Origin of the sequence: Aquamicrobium sp. (assembly GCF_023954335.1) — a bacterium.
GTDB lineage: Bacteria > Pseudomonadota > Alphaproteobacteria > Rhizobiales > Rhizobiaceae > Aerobium.
The window spans coordinates 166,969-183,920 of the sequence record NZ_JAMLIE010000001.1 but is presented as its reverse complement, the minus strand read 5'-3'; the positions used below and the strand labels follow the sequence as shown (position 1 = coordinate 183,920).

The window sequence follows — 16,952 nt, the reverse complement described above, 5'->3', positions numbered from 1 at the left end:
CGGCGCGAGGGCCGGCCCCTGTCCATCCCGCGGGGGCTCGCCTGACGGCGGGTCAGTGCGCCGTCGTCGGTTCCGCCTGCGGAATGTCGTCCTCGTCGTGCGCGATCTCCTTGCGGGCGATGAAGGTGTAGAACATCGGCACCACGAACAGGGTGAACATCGTGCCGATGATGACGCCGGTGAAGATGACGAGGCCCATCGAATAGCGCGCGGCCGCGCCGGCGCCGGAGGCGATGATCAGCGGCACGACGCCGAGCGACATCGCCGCCGTGGTCATCAGGATCGGCCTGAGCCGGACCTTGGCCGAGGCGACGATGGCCTCGAAGCGGTCGAGCCCGTGTATCTCGCGCTGCTGGTTGGCGAACTCGACGAGCAGGATGCCGTGCTTGGTTATCAGGCCGATCAGGGTGATGAGGCCGACCTGGGTGTAGATGTTCAGCGTGCCGAGGCCGAGATTGAGCGGCACGATGGCGCCGAAGATCGACAGCGGCACCGACATCATGATGATGAGCGGATCGCGGAAGCTCTCGAACTGGGCGGCGAGCACCAGGTAGATGACGATCACCGCGAGCCCGAAGGCGATCATGATCGTGTTGCCCTGCTCGACCTCCAGCCGCGACTGGCCGGAATAGTCGATGAAGAAGCCGTCGGGCAGCAGCGGCCGCGCGATCTCCTCGATGGTGGCCAGCCCGTCGCCGGTGGTCACGCCCGGCATCGGCAAGGCGGCGATCGTCGCCGAGTTCAGCTGGCTGAACTGCTCGATGGCGGTGGCCGCGACGCCCGTCGTGACGCTGATGACCGCGGATAGCGGCACCATCTGGCCGGTGGCCGAGCGCACGAAGAAGTCGCCCAGCCGCTCGGGGTTGTCGCGATATTCCTGCGGCACCTGCATGATGATGTCGTAGCTGTTGGAATCGCGGTCGAACTGGGCGACCGCGCCGCCGCCGACCAGGAGGCTCAGCGTCATGCCGATGTCGCGCACCGGCAGGTTGAGCGCCGCCGCGCGGTCGCGGTCGATGGTGATGACGACCTGCTGTGCGTTGTAGGCGAGCGAGTTCTGCACGACGATGAAGCGGCCGGTTTCCTGCGCCTTGAGGCGGATCTCCTCGGCGACCTCGAAGACGCGGCTGGAATCGCCGGTCGACTGGATGACCATCGAGATCGGCAGGCCGCCGCCGGTGCCGGGCAGCGAGGGCGGCGCGAACACCAGCGCCTCGACGCCGGCGATCGGCGCGAGCCGGGCCTGGATATCCTGCTGGATCTCCTTCTGCGAGCGGTCGCGCTGCGCCCAGTCCTTGAACGCCCACAGCATGAAGCCGGAATTGGTCTGGCCGCCGAAGCCGATGACCGAGAAATTGGCGTCGAGCTCGGGAAGGTCCTTCGTCAGGGCGCGCATCTGCTCGGCATAGGCGTTGGTGTAGTCGGTCGTGGCGTAGGACGGCGCGGTGATCAGCGCGAACAGCGCGCCCTCGTCTTCCTCGGGGGCGAGCTCGCTCGAGGTCTTCATGAACAGGTACCCGGTCAGCGCCACCAGAACGAGGACGATCATCAGCGTCACCGGCCGGTATTTCAGCGAGCCGGCGACGAGGCGCTCGTAGCGGTTCGAGACCCGGTCGAAGGTGTTGTCGACCGCCTGCTGAAAGCGGCTGTGGCCGCCGCGCTTGAGCAGCCGCGCCGACATCATCGGCGTGATGGTCAGCGCGACGATGCCGGAGATGACCACCGCGCCGGCGAGCGTCATGGCGAACTCGCGGAACAGCGCGCCGGTCAGGCCGCCGGTGAAGGCGAGCGGCGCGAACACGGCGGCGAGGGTGATGGTCATCGCCACCACCGGGCCGGTGATTTCCTTCATGCCGACGAAGGCGGCCTGCTTGGGCGGCAGGCCCTCCTCGATGTGGCGGTGGATGTTCTCGACCACGACGATGGCGTCGTCGACCACGAGGCCGATGGCCAGCACCATGGCCAGCAGCGACAGGAGGTTGATCGAGTAGCCGAGCACGAACAGGATGAAGCAGACGCCGATCAGCGACAGCGGGATGGTGACGATCGGCATCAGCACCGAGCGGAACGAGCCGAGGAACAGGAGGATGATGACCACGACGATGGCGACGGCCTCGGCGATGGTCTTGAAGACCTCGGTGATCGAGGCGCTGATCGACTCGGTCGCGTCGTACATCAGCGTAATCGTCATGCCGTCCGGCAGGCTGTTCTGGATCGCCGGCAGCTCCTCCAGAACCGCCGAGGCGGTGTCGAGCGGGTTGGCCGAGGGCGTCGGGAAGACGCCGATGAAGGTGCCCGGCTGGCCGTTGAAGGTCACGACCATGTCGGCGTTCTCGGCGGCGAGCTCGACCTCGGCGACGTCGCGCAGGCGCACGACGTCGTCGCCGGAGGCCTTGAGCGGCAGCGCGCCGAAGGCTTCCGGCGTCTGGAGGGTCGATTCCATCGTCACCGGATAGGTGACGTACTCGTTGCGCGTCTTGCCGGGGGCGGCGAGGAAGTTGGACGAGTTGATCGCCGCCAGCACCTCCGAGGCGGTCATGCCGCGCGCGGCGAGGCGGATCGGATCGACCCACACCCGCATCGAATAGTTGGCCGCGCCCATGATCTCGACCTGGGCGACGCCGGGAATGGTCGACATGCGCGGGCGGATGACGCGCTCGATATACTCCGTCACCTGCTCGGCGGTCATGTTCGGGTTCTGCAGCGCCAGGTACATGGTGGCGAACTGCATGCCCGTGCCCTTGACGATGGTCGGGTCCTCGGCGTCGGCGGGCAGCTGGCTGCGCACCTGCTGCACCTTGGACATCACCTCGGTCAGCGCCGCGTCGGGATCGGAGCCGAGCCGCATCTGCACCGTGACCACGCTGGCGGAAGGCCGGCTCTGCGACGAGACGTAGTCGACGTTCTCGGTGGTCGAGACGGCGGCGGCGATGGGCGCGGTGATGAAGCCCTGGATCAAGTCGGCGCTGGCGCCGGGATAGACGGTGGTGACGGTGATGACCGTCTCCTCGACCTCCGGGTACTGGCGCACCTGAAGGTTGAACAGGCCCTGGAAGCCGAGCAGCAGGATCAGGAAGCCGAGCACGGTCGACAGGACCGGCCGGCGGATGAAGATGGCGGAGAAGTTCATTGCGCGGCCGCCTCTCTCTTCAGCCCGGTCGCCGGATCGAGCGTGTTGTCGATGGTGAGCGGCGTGCCGTTCGACAGGCGGTTCTGGCCGGCGGTGACGACGACGTCGCCGGCGGAGAGGCCGGACACGATCTCGACGTTGCGGCCGGAACGGCGGCCGACGCCGACGAAGACCTGGCGGGCCTCGAGCGTCTTGTCGTCGCCTTCACCCTCGCCCTCCTTCGGGCGCGCGGCATAGACGTAGTCGCCGTAGAGGCTGGTGACGAGCGCGGTCTGCGGCAGGGCGATGACGTCGTTCTCCTGCGGCATCTCGACATTGATGCGCACGAACTGGCCGGGGGTGAGCCTGCCTTCCGGATTGTCGATGGCCGCGCGCACCGAGACGAGCCGGCTCGAGGGATCGACCTTGGGGTCGATGCCGGTGATCTCGCCGGCGAAGGCGGTGTCGTCGCCATCGGCGGTAAGCCGCACCTTCTGGCCGACGCTGAGCTGCGACAGGCGCTGCTCCGGCACGGTGAAGTCGGCGCGCATCGTGTCGATGTCCTGGAGCGTGACCACGGCGACGCCGGGCGTCAGGTACTGGCCTTCGTCGACGCGCGGAATGCCGAGCTTGCCGGGGAACGGCGCGCGCAGCTGCTTCTGCTGCAGCACGGCCTCGAGCTTCTCGACTTGCGCGGCCGAGGCGGCGGCGGCCGCTTCCGCGGCCTGGAGCGTGACGGCCGAGCCGACGCCGCGCTCGCGCAGCTCCAGCGCGCGCTCCAGCGCCTGCTTGTCGAGCGCGGCCTGCGCGCGCGTCGCGGTGAGATCGGCCTGCTGGACGGCGTCGTCGAGCCGCACGAGCACCTCGCCTTCCTCGACGCGCTGGTTGGTGGCGATGTTCAGCTCCTTGACGATGCCGGTCGTCTCGACGGTGAGATCGACGCCGCGGCTGGCGCTGACCGTGCCGATGGCGTCGATGACGGGCGTCCAGCTCGCCGGCTCCACGGTGACGGTGGAGACGGTGACGGCCTGCGCCGGCATGTTGGCGAAGAAGTCCTGGATGGCCTTGTCGCGGAACATGTTGAAGCCGACGAGACCGCCGGCGATCAGGCCAAGAAGCACGATGGCGATGAGGAAACGTTTGATCATGGTCAGGGGCGCTCGCTGATTCTTCCAGAAAGACGGAAGCGGCCTTGCGGTGTCCCTCTGGCTGGGGCGGCTATATGAAGCATGCCAGGGGGGCTTGCAAGGCGTGATGCGCTTAGTGTACCGTCTGGACGGTTTAGTCAAGGAAAAATGCAAATACCCATGTCCGGGCGCCGCTCCAAGACAAGGCAGAAGATTCTGGAGGCCGCGGCCGAGATCTCGCGCGAGTCCGGCCCCGGCAACCTGTCGCTCGACGCGGTCGCGGCGCGGGCCGGCGTGTCGAAGGGCGGCCTTCTCTATCATTTCCCGTCGAAGACGGCGCTGCTCAAGGCGGTGGTCGAGACCTTCGTCGCCTCGTTCGACGAGGAGCTGGCGCGCCGCCAGGAGACGAAGGCCGGCCGCGCCGACGCCATGCTCGAAGCCTATCTCGAACTCTTCGTCGAGGATCACGACTGCCGCCGCCCGCCGCCCTCCGGCCTGCTCGCGGCGCTGTCGCAGGACCCCGACTTCCTCGCGCCGGTGCGCCGCCACAACCGGGCGCTGCTCGACCGGATGCGCCAGACGGCGAGCGACCCGGCGATGGCGCTGGTCGTCTATCTCTCCATCCAGGGCATGCGCGGCATGAACCTGCTCGGCCTCGACGTGATGAGCGACGAGGAATTCACCGAGGCGGTCGACAAGCTCAAGGCCATCGTCGCCGGCGCGTAAGGATTCTTCGCCCGAGGATTCTCCGCTTGCCGTCATGGCCGCGATGGCGCAATCAGGGCCGAACACCACGCTTCATGGGAAAGAGATCATGACCAGTCCAGCCATCGACCCGGCAAAGCTCGACCGTCTGGCCGAGGTCGCCGTCAGGGTCGGCCTCAACCTCCAGCCGGGGCAGGACCTCCTGCTGACCGCGCCGACGGCGGCGCTGCCGCTGGTCAGGCTGATCGCGGCCCACGCCTACAAGGCGGGCGCCGGGCTGGTGACGCCGTTCCTCGCCGACGAGGAGATCGCGCTCGCCCGCTATCGCAACGCGCCGGACGCCTCGTTCGACCGCGCGGCCGGCTGGCTCTACGAGGGCATGGCCAAGGCGTTCTCGCAGAATACGGCGCGGCTCGCCATCGTCGGCGACAACCCGATGCTGCTCTCAGGCGAGGACCCGGAAAAGGTGGCGCGCGCCAACAAGGTCAATTCCATGACCTACAAGCCGGCGCTGGAGAAGATCGCCGGCTTCGACATCAACTGGAACATCGTCGCCTTTCCCGGCAGCGCGTGGGCGAAGCTGGTGTTTGCGGGCGACGACGAGGCGACGGCGGTTCGAAAGCTGGCCGACGCCATCTTTTCCGCCTCGCGCGTCGACGGCGACGACCCGGTCGCGGCATGGGCCGCGCACAACAAGGCGCTCGCGGTGCGCCGCGACTGGCTGAACGGCGAGCGGTTCTCGGCGCTGCGCTTCACCGGGCCGGGCACGGACCTGACCGTGGGTCTCGCGGACGGCCACGAATGGCAGGGCGGCGCCTCGACGGCCAGGAACGGCATCGTCTGCAACGCCAACATCCCGACCGAGGAGGTGTTCACCACGCCGCACGCGCTGCGCGTCGAGGGCCATGTGTCGAGCACCAAGCCGCTGTCCTACCAGGGCACGCTGATCGACGACATTTCCGTGCGCTTCGAGAGCGGGCGCATCGTCGAGGCCAAGGCGGCGCGCGGCGAGGCGGTGCTGAACAAGGTGCTCGACACCGACGAGGGCGCGCGGCGGCTCGGCGAGGTGGCGCTGGTGCCGCATTCGTCGCCGATCTCGAAGAGCGGCATCCTGTTCTACAACACGCTGTTCGACGAGAACGCCTCGTGCCACATCGCGCTCGGCCAGTGCTATGCCAAGTGCTTCGTCGGCGGCGACAAGCTCACGCCGGATCAGATCGCGGCGCAGGGCGGCAATACGAGCCTGATCCACATCGACTGGATGATCGGCTCCGACAAGGTCGACATCGACGGCATTACGCCCGACGGCGGGCTGGTGCCGGTGTTCCGCAAGGGCGAGTGGGCTTGAGCGACCGCGTCGCGGGCGAATGAGAAAAGGGGGCTTTTCGCCCCCCTTTTTCATGCCGGCCTTCACGCCTTCCCGTAGCCCCCTGCCGTCGGGGTGATCACCGTCACCGCCTCGCCGGCTTCCAGCATTGTCTGGTCGCAGCCCTTCAGCACCTCGATGCTGCCGTCGAGGCGGCGGACCTCGGTGCGGCCGAGCTCGCCGTCGCCGCCGCCCGCGATGCCGCGCGGGTAGACCCTGCGGTGCGAGGAGAGGATCGCGCAATCCATCTTCTTCGTGAAGCGGATCGTGCGCGTCGTGCCGTCGCCGGCGCGATAAGCGCCCTCGCCGCCCGAGCCCTCGCGCAGGCCGAAATTCTCGACCACGACCGGAAAGCGCATTTCGAGGATTTCCGGGTCGGTCAGGCGCGAATTCGTCATGTGGACATGGACGCCGGAGGTGCCGGAAAAGCCCCTGCCGTCGTTCATGCGCCCGGCCGGCGAGCCCGAGCAGATCGTCTCGTAATACTGGTACTCGTCATTGCCGAAGGTCAGGTTGTTCATCGTGCCTTGCGAGTTGGCGATGGCCCCCAGCGCGCCGAAGATGGCGTTGGTGACGTGCTGCGAGGTCTCGACATTGCCGGCCACCACCGCGCGCGGATAGGCGGGCTTGAGCATCGAGCCCTCGGGGATGACGATGCGGATCGGCCTCAGGCATCCGGCATTCATCGGGATCGGCGATTCGACCATGACGCGGAAGCAGTAGAGCACGGCCGCGCGCGCCACCGGCTCGGGCGCGTTGAAGTTGTTGGGCAGCGCCTCCGAGGTGCCGGTGAAGTCGACGGTCGCGGTGCGGGCGGCGCGGTCGACCGTGATCCTGACCCTGATGACCTGCCCGGTATCGGTCGGATACTCGTACTCGCAGTCGTCGAGCCGGCCGATCAGGCGCGCGACCTCCTCGGCGGCGTTGTCCTGGACGTGGCCCATATAGGCCTCGACCACGTCGAGCCCGAACTCCTCGACCATGCGGCGCAGCTCGGCCGCGCCGCGCTCGTTGGCGGCGATCTGCGCCTTGATGTCGGCGATGTTCTGCGCCGGGTTGCGCGCCGGGTAGGGGTGGTCGGTCAGGAGATGATGCAGTTCCTTCTCGCGGAAGCTGCCGCGCTCGACGAGGCGGAAATTGTCGAACAGCACGCCTTCCTCGTCGACCGTGGTGGCGAGCGGCGTCATCGAGCCGGGCGCGGTGCCGCCGACATCGGCGTGGTGGCCACGGCTCGCCACCCAGAACAGGATCTCTTTCCCGGCATCGTCGAACACCGGGCTGACCACGGTGATGTCGGGCAGATGGGTGCCGCCATTGTAGGGCGCGTTGAGGGCGAAGACGTCGCCGGGGGCGATGGCGCCCTCGTTGAGGCGGATGACCGTCTCGACCGAGCGGTCCATCGAGCCCAGATGCACCGGCATGTGCGGCGCGTTGGCGACCAACGCGCCGGTGCGGTCGAAGACGGCGCAGGAGAAGTCGAGCCGCTCCTTGATGTTGACCGAATGCGCCGTGTTCTGGAGGGCGACGCCCATCTGCTCGGCGATGTTCATGAACAGGTTGTTGAACACTTCGAGCAGGATCGGGTCGGCCTGCCTCGTGCCGACCGCCTGGATGCGCCGCATCTTCTCGTGGCGCGACAGGACGACATGGTCGGCGCCGGTCAGGAGCGCGGTCCAGCCCGGCTCGACGACGATGGTCTGATTGGCCTCGATGATGAGCGCCGGGCCGCGCACGCGGTTCCCCGCCGCCAGTCCCTCGCGGCGATAGACGCCGGCCTCGCGCCACTCGCCGCCGCAGAAGATGCGGGTCTTCGTCCCGGTGGCCGCGTCGCGTCCGGCGGTCTCGGCCACCGCGTCGTCGCCGTCCCCGGCGGTCCGTTCCCAGCCCTCGATCTCGACCGCCTCGACGGTGACGGCCTTGTCGGGCATGACGAAGCCGAACTGCGCCTTGTGCACGGCCTCGAAGGCGGCGCGCGCAGCAGTGAGGTCGCCGTCGAAGGCGATGTCGAGCGCGGTGTCGGTGCCGGCATAGCGCAGGTGCAGCTTGGCGCGGGTCTCGACCTTCTCGGCAGCCAGCCCCTGTTCGGACAATTCGGCCAGCACCGCCGCCGACAGCTCGCCCTGAAGGCTCTCGATGGCGGCGCGGCTTTCCTCGGAGAGCGGCTGGACGAGGCCCTGCTGGCGGCTCGCCGTCACCGTCGCCAGCCCCATCCCGTAGGCCGAGAGCAGGCCCGACAGCGGGTGGATCAGGATATGCTCCATGCCGAGCGCGTCGGCGACGAGGCAGGCGTGCTGGCCGCCGGCGCCGCCGAAGGAGTTGAGCAGGTAGCGCGTCACGTCGTAGCCGCGCTGGACCGAGATCTTCTTGATGGCGTTGGCCATGTTCTCGACGGCGATCTTGAGGAAGCCTTCCGCCACCTCCTCGGCCGAGCGGCCCTCGCCGACGGTTTTCGCGATCGCCGCAAATTTCTTGGCCACCGTGTCGCGGTCGAGCGGCTGGTCCTGGCCGGGGCCGAAGATCGCCGGGAAGAAGTCCGGGTTGAGCTTGCCGAGCATGACGTTGGCGTCGGTGACGGTCAGCGGCCCGCCGCGCCGGTAGCAGGCGGGACCGGGATCGGCGCCGGCCGAATCCGGGCCGACGCGGAAGCGGCCGGGGTCGGCGTGGAGGATCGAGCCGCCGCCGGCGGCGACGGTGTGGATGCGCATCATCGGCGCGCGGATGCGCACGCCGGCGACCTCGGTGTCGAAGGCGCGCTCGTACTCGCCAGCCGAATGGGCGACGTCGGTCGAGGTGCCGCCCATGTCGAAGCCGATGACGCGGGAGAAGCCGGCCTGCGCCGCCGTGCGCACCATGCCGACGACGCCGCCGGCCGGGCCCGAGAGGATGGCGTCCTTGCCGCGGAAGCGGTCGGCGGCGGTCAGCCCGCCCGACGACATCATGAATTGCAGCGTCGGGCCGGGCTCGCCGGCCGGCGTCGCGCCGAGGATGCGGGCGACGCGCGAGACGTAGCGGGAGAGGATCGGCGACAGGTACGCGTCGACGACGGTGGTGTCGCCGCGCCCGACCAGCTTGACCAGCGGCGAGACCTCGTGGCTGGCCGAGACCTGGCCGAAGCCCAGCTCGCGCGCCAGCGCGGCGAGCTCGGCCTCGTGGGCCGGGTTCTTCCACGCATGCATCAGCACGATGGCGACGGCGTCGATGCCGTCCGCCTTCGCCTTTTCCAGAGCGCCGCGCGCGCCGGCGAGGTCGAGCGGGGTCTCGACCGAACCATCGGCGAGAAGCCGCTCGCCGACCTCCTCGACCCGCTCGTAGAGCTGCTCGGGCAGCACGATCTCCTTTGCGAAGATGTCGGGCCGGGCCTGATAGGCGATGCGGAGCTGGTCGCGGAAGCCGCTCGTGATGAGGAGCGCCGTGCGCTCGCCCTTGCGCTCGAGCAGCGCGTTGGTGGCGACGGTGGTGCCCATGCGCACCGTGCCGATGGGCGCGGCGGGCAGCAGGTCGCTCGAGGCCGCGCCGACCAGCCGGCGGATGCCCTCGATGGCCGCGTCCTCATAGGCTTCCGGGTTCTCGGAAAGCAGCTTCAGCGGATGGAGCGCGCCTTGCGGGTCGCGGCCGATCACGTCGGTGAAGGTGCCGCCGCGGTCGATCCAGAAATCCCAGAGGCCCGTGCCCCCTTGGCCCATCATCCCCCGCTGGTCCGTGCTTTCGCGGACGCCTTCAGCCATCGGTTTTCTCCCGGTTGAACCCCTCGCGTGGCGATCTTGCGCCCTTCGCTGACAAATCGTTGACAAATTGTGGGTGAGCTGTCAACTTTCGATCAGTGCCGCGCGTCCGGCGCGGCGAAAAGACCGATCATAACCGGCATCGCAACCGACAGAGGGAAACAGGGATATGAAGCATTTCACGCGCGCAGGCCTGCTCGGCGCCGCTTTCGTCACGCTCGCGGCGTCCGCCGCTTTTGCCCAGACCGCATGGGACATGCCCACGCCCTATGGCGACGGCATCTTCCACACCAAGAACATCCACCAGTTCGCGGAAGAGGTGAAGGCGGCGACCAACGGCGGCCTGACGATCACCGTCCATTCGGCCAATTCGCTGTTCGGCCATGCCGAGATCAAGGACGCCGTGGTCGACGGCTCGGTGCCGATCGGCGAGTTCCTCCTGTCGCGCCTCGCCAACGAGGACCCGATCTTCGCGCTCGATTCCATCCCCTTCCTCGCCTCCTCCTATGACGAGGCGCAGAAGCTGTGGGAGGCCTCGCGCGAGGCGGTCTCCGCCAAGCTGGCCGAAGAGGGGCTGACCGTGCTCTACGCCGTGCCGTGGCCGGGCCAGAGCCTTTACCTCAAGACCGAGGTGACCGACCCGGCGCAGATGCAGGGCCTGAAGTTCCGCGCCTACAACGTCGCCACCGAGCGGCTCGCCACCCTGCTCGGCGCGACGCCGACGCAGGTCGAGGAGACCGATATCCCGACCGCGTTCTCCACCGGGCGCGTCGAGGCGATGATCACCTCGCCCTCGACCGGCGCCAACGCCAAGGCGTGGGACTTCGTCACCTATTACATCGACACCCAGGCCTGGCTGCCGAAGAACATCATCGTCGTCAACACGGCCGCGCTCGAGGCTCTCGGCGAGGACGAGCGCAAGGCGCTGCTCGACGCGGCCGCCGCCGCCGAGGCGCGCGGGCTCGAGATGTCCAAGGAGGAGACCTCGGCCAAGATCGCCGAGCTCGAGGCCGGCGGCATGAAGGTGTCGCAGCCGACCGAGGCGCTGGCGGCCAAGCTCCAGGAGATCGGCCAGACCATGACCGCCGAATGGGAAGCCAGCGCCTCCGAGGCCGGCAAGGCGGCCGTCGAGGCCTATCGCAACCAGTAAGGCGCAGCGCGGACGGGCCGGAGCGCCGCAACGTCCCGCCGGGGCGCGGCAAGGCTCCCGCTTCCTGCCGGGCGGCGCGTTCCGAAAGCCGGCCTTTCGGCTTTCGGTCCGACGTTCCGGCCCGCCGCCTCGCTTCGGGGATGCTCAAGATGCGCAAGGCGCTCGATGCCCTCTACGGTGCCGCCCTCGTCGGCGCGTGCCTGTCCATGATCGCCATCGCGGTTCTGGTATTCGTCCAGGTCGCGGCGCGCATGGTCGACGCGGTCGCCGTCTTCCTCGGCCTGCCGCGCTACGGCTTCACCATCCCGTCGCTGGCCGAGATCGGCGGCTTCCTGTTCGTCGCCTCCGCCTTCCTGGCGCTGGCCGCGACGTTGCGCGCGGCCGGCCATGTCCGCGTCACGCTGCTGATGCGCTGGTTCGGCCCGCGCGGCGACCGGATCATGACGGTCGTCGTCCTTCTCTCGGCGCTCGGCCTCACCGCCTTCGCGGTCTGGTCGGTGTGGCTGCTGACACGGGCGTCCTTCGAGCGCGGCTCGGTCTCGGTCGGGATCATCGCCATCCCGCTGTGGATCCCGCAGGGCGTGATGATGCTGGGGCTCGTCATCTTCGCCATCGCGCTCCTCGACGAGCTCGTTTCCATGCTGCGCGGGGGCGAGGCCGCCTTCCGCACCGTCGAGAACCGGCGCGAAGCCGCCGAGGGAGGGCACTGAGATGGATATCGGCCTGCTTTCCCTCCTCCTCGTCGTCGTGCTGTTCGGCCTGCTGCTCGCGGGCCTTTGGGTCGGCTTCGCGCTGATGGCCGTCGGGCTGGTGGCGATGGAGCTCGCCTCCAACGCGCCGGTCGCCTCCGTCTTCGCCCGCCGCGTCTGGGGGTCGATGAACGTCTGGGATTTGACCGCGCTGCCGATGTTCATCTGGATGGGCGAGATCCTGTTCCGCTCGCGCCTGTCCTCCGACATGTTCGAGGGGCTGGCGCCGTTCACGCGCCGGCTGCCCGGCCGGCTGCTGCATGTCAACGTCTTCGGCTGCGCGCTGTTCGCCTGCGTCTCCGGCTCGTCGGCGGCCACCACCGCCACCGTCGGGCGCATGTCGCTGCCCGAGCTGAAGCGGCGCGGCTACGATCCCAGAATCGCCATCGGCACGCTGGCCGGTTCCGGCACGTTCGGCTTCCTGATCCCGCCGTCGATCATCATGATCGTCTACGGCGCGGCGACCGAGCAGTCGATCGCGCGGCTGTTCCTCGCCGGTGTCGGGCCCGGGATCCTGCTCGCCGCGCTGTTCTCGGCCTATGTCATGGTCTGGGCGCTCCTGAACCGCGACGGCATGCCGCCGCCCGAACCGAAGGCGGGCCCGGGCGAGAAGCTGCGCGCGCTCGGCCTGCTCCTGCCGACGGTGCTGCTCATCGTCGCGGTCATCGGCTCGATCTATGCCGGCTTCGCCTCGCCGACCGAGGCGGCGGTGCTCGGCGTCGCCGGGGCGCTGGCCATCGCCTGGTTCTCCGGCGGCCTCGACCGCGACAGCTTCGTCACCGCGCTGCGCGGGGCGGCGATCACCAGCTGCATGATCGCCTTCATCCTCGCCGGCGCCTCGTTCCTCACCGTCGCCATGGGCTTCACCGGCGTGCCGCGCATCCTCGCCGCCTGGATCGGCGAGCAGGGCTTCTCGCACTACGCGCTGCTGGCCGTGCTGCTCGTCTTCTTCATCGTGCTCGGCTGCTTCCTCGACGGCATCTCCATCGTGGTGCTGACGACGTCGATCATCCTGCCCATGGTGCTCGCCGCCGGCATCGACCCGATCTGGTTCGGCATCTTCCTCGTGCTTGTGGTCGAGATGAGCCAGATCACGCCGCCGGTCGGGTTCAACCTGTTCGTCATCCAGTCGATAACGGGGCGCAACATCTTCGAGATCGCCTATTACGCGTTGCCGTTCTTCCTGCTTCTGGTATTGGCGACGGCCATCCTGACCGTTTTCCCGGAGATTGCGCTGTGGCTGCCCGGCACGATGATGAGCAATTGATAGCGGCGGCGATCGGGCCGGTCGTCTCCTCGGCGCATCTGGCGAATTCCAGCCTGCCGGCGCTGTCGGAGATCGAGTTCGCGCTGACCATGACCAACAACGCCTTCCAGCGCTGGACGGTGCGCTGCATGGCGGCGGCGGGCGGGCCGGCGATGTCGCCGCTCGAGGTGCTGATCGTGCATCTCGTCAACCACCGCGAGCGGCCGAAGACGCTGGCCGACATCTGCCTCGTTCTCAACATCGAGGACACGCATTTGGCCAGCTACGCCATCAAGAAGCTGGTCGAGCACGGGCTGGTGAAGACCGGGCGGGTCGGCAAGGAGAAGACCATCGCCATCACCGAGGAGGGCACGCGGCTGTGCCGGCGCTACGGCGAGGTGCGCGAGGCGCTGGTGGTGCGCGCCGCGCGCCAGCTCGGCCACGACCCGCAGGACCTGTCGCGCATCGCCGCCGTGCTGCGGGCGCTGTCGGGCGCCTACGACCAGGCCGCGCGGGCGGCGGCGTCGCTCTAGGGCGGTTCCGGGAAAGGCGTGAAGCGCCTTTCCGTTCGGGATCGCGTCAAAACGGGGAGGAGCGTTTTCATGTTTTCGTCAAAAGCCGAAACGGTCTAGCCGTGCCTGTTCTGGCGTTCCTTGCCCGCAACGGGCGCCTCGTGCTGATCGCGGGCCTTCTGCTCGGCGCCTTCCTGCCCGACCTCGCCTTCCTGTTCCGCCCGGCCATCGCCCCGCTGATCGTCGGGCTGCTGTTCCTCGCCATGCTGCGGCTGGGGCCCGAGGGGCTCGTCGCCGGCTTGCGCGGGTTGCATCGCGCCGCCGCGCTCGCGGTCCTGTTCCAGCTCGCGCTGCCGCTCGCCGCCGCGGCGCTCTTCATGGCGGCGGGGGTCCTCGCCCATCCGCTGGCGATGGGCGCGGTGCTGGTGCTCGCCGCCGCGCCGATCACAGGGGGCCCCAACATCACGCTGATGGCCGGGGGCGACCCGGCCCCGGCCCTGCGCCAGCTCGTCCTCGGCACGGCGCTCCTGCCGGCGACCGTCATTCCGGTGTTCATGGTCATGCCCGCCTTCGGCAGCCCGCAGGCGGTGGTGCGCGCCGCGCTCGAGCTCCTGGCGCTGATCGCGCTCGCCGGCGCGGCCGCGGTGGTGCTGCGCAAGCTCGGCATCGTCCGGGCGAGCGAGCGGTCCTACCTCGCCATGGACGGGCTGGCGGCGCTGCTGCTCGGCCTCGTCGTCATCGGCCTGATGTCGGCGATCGGCCCGGCGCTCGTCAACGACAGGCCGGGCCTCCTCGCCGCGCTCGCCGCCGCCTTTGCGCTCAACATGCCGATCCAGCTCGCCGTCAGTGCGCTGGTCGCGCGCCGCCAGCCCTCGGCCGCGCCGGCCATCGGCATCGTCGCCGGCAACCGCAACGCGGCGCTGTTCCTCAGCGTGCTGCCGGCCGCGACCATCGACGAGCTGCTGTTGTTCATCGGCTGCTTCCAGATCCCGATGTACCTGACGCCTTTCCTCTTGTCCGGCTGGTTCCGCCGGCTGGCGGGCAAGGCCCCGCCGGCCGGCGGCTGACCCTCTTACGCAGTCTGCGTCCGCAGGCCGCGCGAGGCGCAGCGCAGCGACGCCATGGTGAAGACGAGCGCGGCGATCATGACGCCGGGAACCAGCGCCAGCAGGATAGCGATGGCGACGTCGAGGCCGGACGCGAAGGCGTCGATGCCGGCGAGCGTCCATGCCGGCATCAGGATGGTGAAGACGATCGTCGCCAGCGTGCCCATGATCGCCGCCGCCATCAGCGGCCGCCGCGCCGGCCGGCCGGCGCGGCGCAGCCGGGAGAAGCCGAGGACGATGCCGCCGAGCAGCAGCACGGCGGCGACGAGCAGCAGCCACAGCCAGCCGCCCATGCTTTCGGACAGGATGAAGAACAGGGTGACGGGGTTGAAATCGCTCATTGTCTTTCCTCCTCAGGCCCGGCCGCGCAGCATGGCGCGATAGGCGCCGAGCAGGCCCTTTTCCTCGATCAGCCACGACACCCACAGTTCCTTCAGCGGGTCGATGAAGGGGAAGGAGGGGATCAGCGTGCCGTCATAGTCGAACTCGATCAGCATCGCCTTGCCGTAGCCCGTGACCATCGGGCAGGAGGTGTAGCCGTTATAGGTGGCGCTCGCCGTACGCCCGGCCGTCTCGGCGATCAAATTGTCGGCGACGACCGGCACCTGCCACTTGACCGAGGCGGCGGTCTTGCCGCGCGGCACGCCGGCGATGTCGCCGACGGCAAAGACATTGGCATAGCGCGGATGGCGCAGCGTCGGCTTGTCGGCCTCGACCCAGCCATCGGCGGCGAGGTTGCCCTCCCGCCATGGCAAAGGGCTCGCGCGCACCGCGTCGGGCGCGCGCATCGGCGGCACGACATGGATGAAGTCGTAGTCGAGCGTGACGTCGCCGCCCTCGGTGCGATAGGTGGCGCGCTTCGCGCCGGGGTCGATGGCGGTCAGCACATGGCCGTAATTGACCGCGACGCCGCGGGCGGAAAACATCTCCTTGACCTTGTCGTTGACCGGCGGAACCGCGAACACGGCCGGGCCGTGGGCGTTGTAGATCAGCTCGACTGCGCCGCGCCGGCCCTGCCTGCGCGCCTTGTCGTCGGTGACGAAGGTGATCTTCAACGGCGCACCGGCGCATTTCATCTCGCCGGCCGGACGGCCGAACAGGCCGACGCCGCCGGTCTCGAGGAAGCGGTCGATGGCCGCGGCCGAGGCGGCGGCCTCATGGGGGCCGGCATAGATCGAGGCGATGCCGTCCTTGCCGATCAGCGCCGCATCCATGCCCTCGATCGCTGTATAGTCGAGCTTCAGCCCGGTGGCGACGATCAGGAAATCGTAATCGGCGCGCCTGCCGGAAGCGGTGACGACGGCGTTGGCCTCGGGATCGAACTCGGCGACCGCCTCCTCGATCCACTCGACGCCGCGCGGCATGTAGTCGGCGTTGCGTTCCGTGACTTGCCCCGGCGTCCACAAGCCGGCGCCGACCAGCGTGTAGCCGGGCTGGAAGTGATGCTCCTTCTTGGCGTCGATGACGGCGATGCTCGCCCGCGGCATGCCGCGACGCAAGCGTGCGGCCATGGCGAGGCCGGCCGCGCCGGCGCCAGCGATGACGATGCGGGCGCGAGAATCGGAGCTCTGCGCGGCGGCCGGGCTTGCGAAGGCCACAGGCAGGCCGGCGAGCACGGCCGCGCCGCCGCTGCCCAAAAGAAACTTGCGTCTGTTCATCGGCGTTATTCCTCCCCAGTGAAACGCGTTTTATGCAAGGCTCAGGCGGTGGCGGCCTGCTTGCCGCGCGCCCACGAAACGATCTGCTGCGCCGCCATCGCGCCCGACACGCGGGCGACCTCGCGCCCGCCGGCGAACAGGATCATCGTCGGGATGCCGCGTATGCCGAGGCGCGCGGCCATGTCGGGCTCGGCGTCGGAATTGAGCTTTAGGAGCCGCATCTCTGGCCCCAGCGCCGCGGCGGCGGCCTCGAAGGCCGGGGCCATCATCCGGCACGGGCCGCACCACGGCGCCCAGACGTCGATCAGAACCGGAACCTCGCCCTGCCGCACCTGCCGGTCGAGCATCGCGGCGTCGACCTCGGCCGGCTTGCCGGAAAACAGCGGCGCCTTGCAGCGGCCGCACAGCGCGGCCTCGGCCGGCCTGTCCAGCGGCACGCGGTTGATGCCGGAGCAGGCGAGGCAGACGATCTGGCGACTGGCGGACATATATGTGCTACTCC

13 protein-coding genes are annotated in these 16,952 nt (G+C 69.0%); 7 read left to right on the top strand and 6 right to left on the bottom strand.

Annotated features, from left to right (window positions below; all coding sequences use genetic code 11):
• Positions 1 to 52: 52 nt before the first annotated feature.
• Together M9945_RS00925 and M9945_RS00920 are read right to left on the bottom strand one after the other, a co-directional pair.
• Complete coding sequence (locus tag M9945_RS00925) at positions 53 to 3,130, bottom strand: efflux RND transporter permease subunit (RefSeq protein WP_367930819.1); 3,078 nt, start codon at positions 3,128 to 3,130, stop codon at positions 53 to 55.
• Entirely contained in the window at positions 3,127 to 4,257 is a 1,131-nt protein-coding gene (locus M9945_RS00920) for an efflux RND transporter periplasmic adaptor subunit (RefSeq protein ID WP_367930820.1), read from the bottom strand. The genes M9945_RS00925 and M9945_RS00920 overlap by 4 nt, the downstream gene beginning before the upstream one ends.
• Before the next feature lie 159 nt (positions 4,258 to 4,416).
• Here M9945_RS00920 and M9945_RS00915 point away from each other — a divergent pair, with 159 nt between their 5' ends.
• A complete protein-coding gene (locus M9945_RS00915; protein WP_367930821.1) occupies positions 4,417 to 4,962 on the top strand; it encodes a TetR/AcrR family transcriptional regulator in 546 nt (181 codons plus the stop codon).
• A gap of 88 nt (positions 4,963 to 5,050) precedes the next feature.
• A complete protein-coding gene (locus tag M9945_RS00910; protein WP_367943048.1) occupies positions 5,051 to 6,289 on the top strand; it encodes an aminopeptidase in 1,239 nt (412 codons plus the stop codon).
• 62 nt (positions 6,290 to 6,351) lie between these two features.
• Here the strand turns inward: M9945_RS00910 and M9945_RS00905 are convergent, their stop codons facing one another.
• Complete coding sequence (locus M9945_RS00905) at positions 6,352 to 9,990, bottom strand: hydantoinase B/oxoprolinase family protein (RefSeq protein ID WP_367944736.1); 3,639 nt, start codon at positions 9,988 to 9,990, stop codon at positions 6,352 to 6,354.
• 208 nt (positions 9,991 to 10,198) lie between these two features.
• On the opposite strand from M9945_RS00905, the gene M9945_RS00900 reads away from it, so the two are divergent.
• From M9945_RS00900 to M9945_RS00880, 5 genes are all read left to right on the top strand, one after another.
• On the top strand, positions 10,199 to 11,179 hold the full coding sequence (locus M9945_RS00900) for a TRAP transporter substrate-binding protein (RefSeq protein WP_367929984.1): 981 nt from the start codon (positions 10,199 to 10,201) through the stop codon (positions 11,177 to 11,179).
• A gap of 149 nt (positions 11,180 to 11,328) precedes the next feature.
• Positions 11,329 to 11,889 (top strand): TRAP transporter small permease, encoded by a 561-nt coding sequence (locus tag M9945_RS00895; protein ID WP_367943047.1) that lies wholly within the window; start codon positions 11,329 to 11,331, stop codon positions 11,887 to 11,889.
• A 1-nt stretch (position 11,890) separates the two neighbouring features.
• Entirely contained in the window at positions 11,891 to 13,195 is a 1,305-nt protein-coding gene (locus M9945_RS00890) for a TRAP transporter large permease (RefSeq protein WP_367943046.1), read from the top strand.
• A complete protein-coding gene (locus tag M9945_RS00885) occupies positions 13,192 to 13,707 on the top strand; it encodes a winged helix DNA-binding protein (RefSeq protein ID WP_367929987.1) in 516 nt (171 codons plus the stop codon). The genes M9945_RS00890 and M9945_RS00885 overlap by 4 nt, the downstream gene beginning before the upstream one ends.
• Before the next feature lie 101 nt (positions 13,708 to 13,808).
• Complete coding sequence (locus tag M9945_RS00880; protein ID WP_367943045.1) at positions 13,809 to 14,753, top strand: hypothetical protein; 945 nt, start codon at positions 13,809 to 13,811, stop codon at positions 14,751 to 14,753.
• Between the two features lie 5 nt (positions 14,754 to 14,758).
• Here the strand turns inward: M9945_RS00880 and M9945_RS00875 are convergent, their stop codons facing one another.
• Genes M9945_RS00875 through trxC form a run of 3 tightly spaced genes read right to left on the bottom strand, consistent with a single transcriptional unit; the run spans position 14,759 to position 16,938 of the window.
• Positions 14,759 to 15,133, bottom strand: a complete 375-nt coding sequence (locus M9945_RS00875) for a DUF5368 family protein (protein WP_367943044.1) — start codon at positions 15,131 to 15,133, stop codon at positions 14,759 to 14,761.
• A 12-nt stretch (positions 15,134 to 15,145) separates the two neighbouring features.
• A complete protein-coding gene (locus M9945_RS00870) occupies positions 15,146 to 16,450 on the bottom strand; it encodes an FAD/NAD(P)-binding oxidoreductase (protein WP_367943043.1) in 1,305 nt (434 codons plus the stop codon).
• Positions 16,451 to 16,491: 41 nt separating this feature from the next.
• Entirely contained in the window at positions 16,492 to 16,938 is a 447-nt protein-coding gene (gene trxC, locus M9945_RS00865; protein ID WP_367943042.1) for a thioredoxin TrxC, read from the bottom strand.
• Between the last annotated feature and the right edge of the window lie 14 nt (positions 16,939 to 16,952).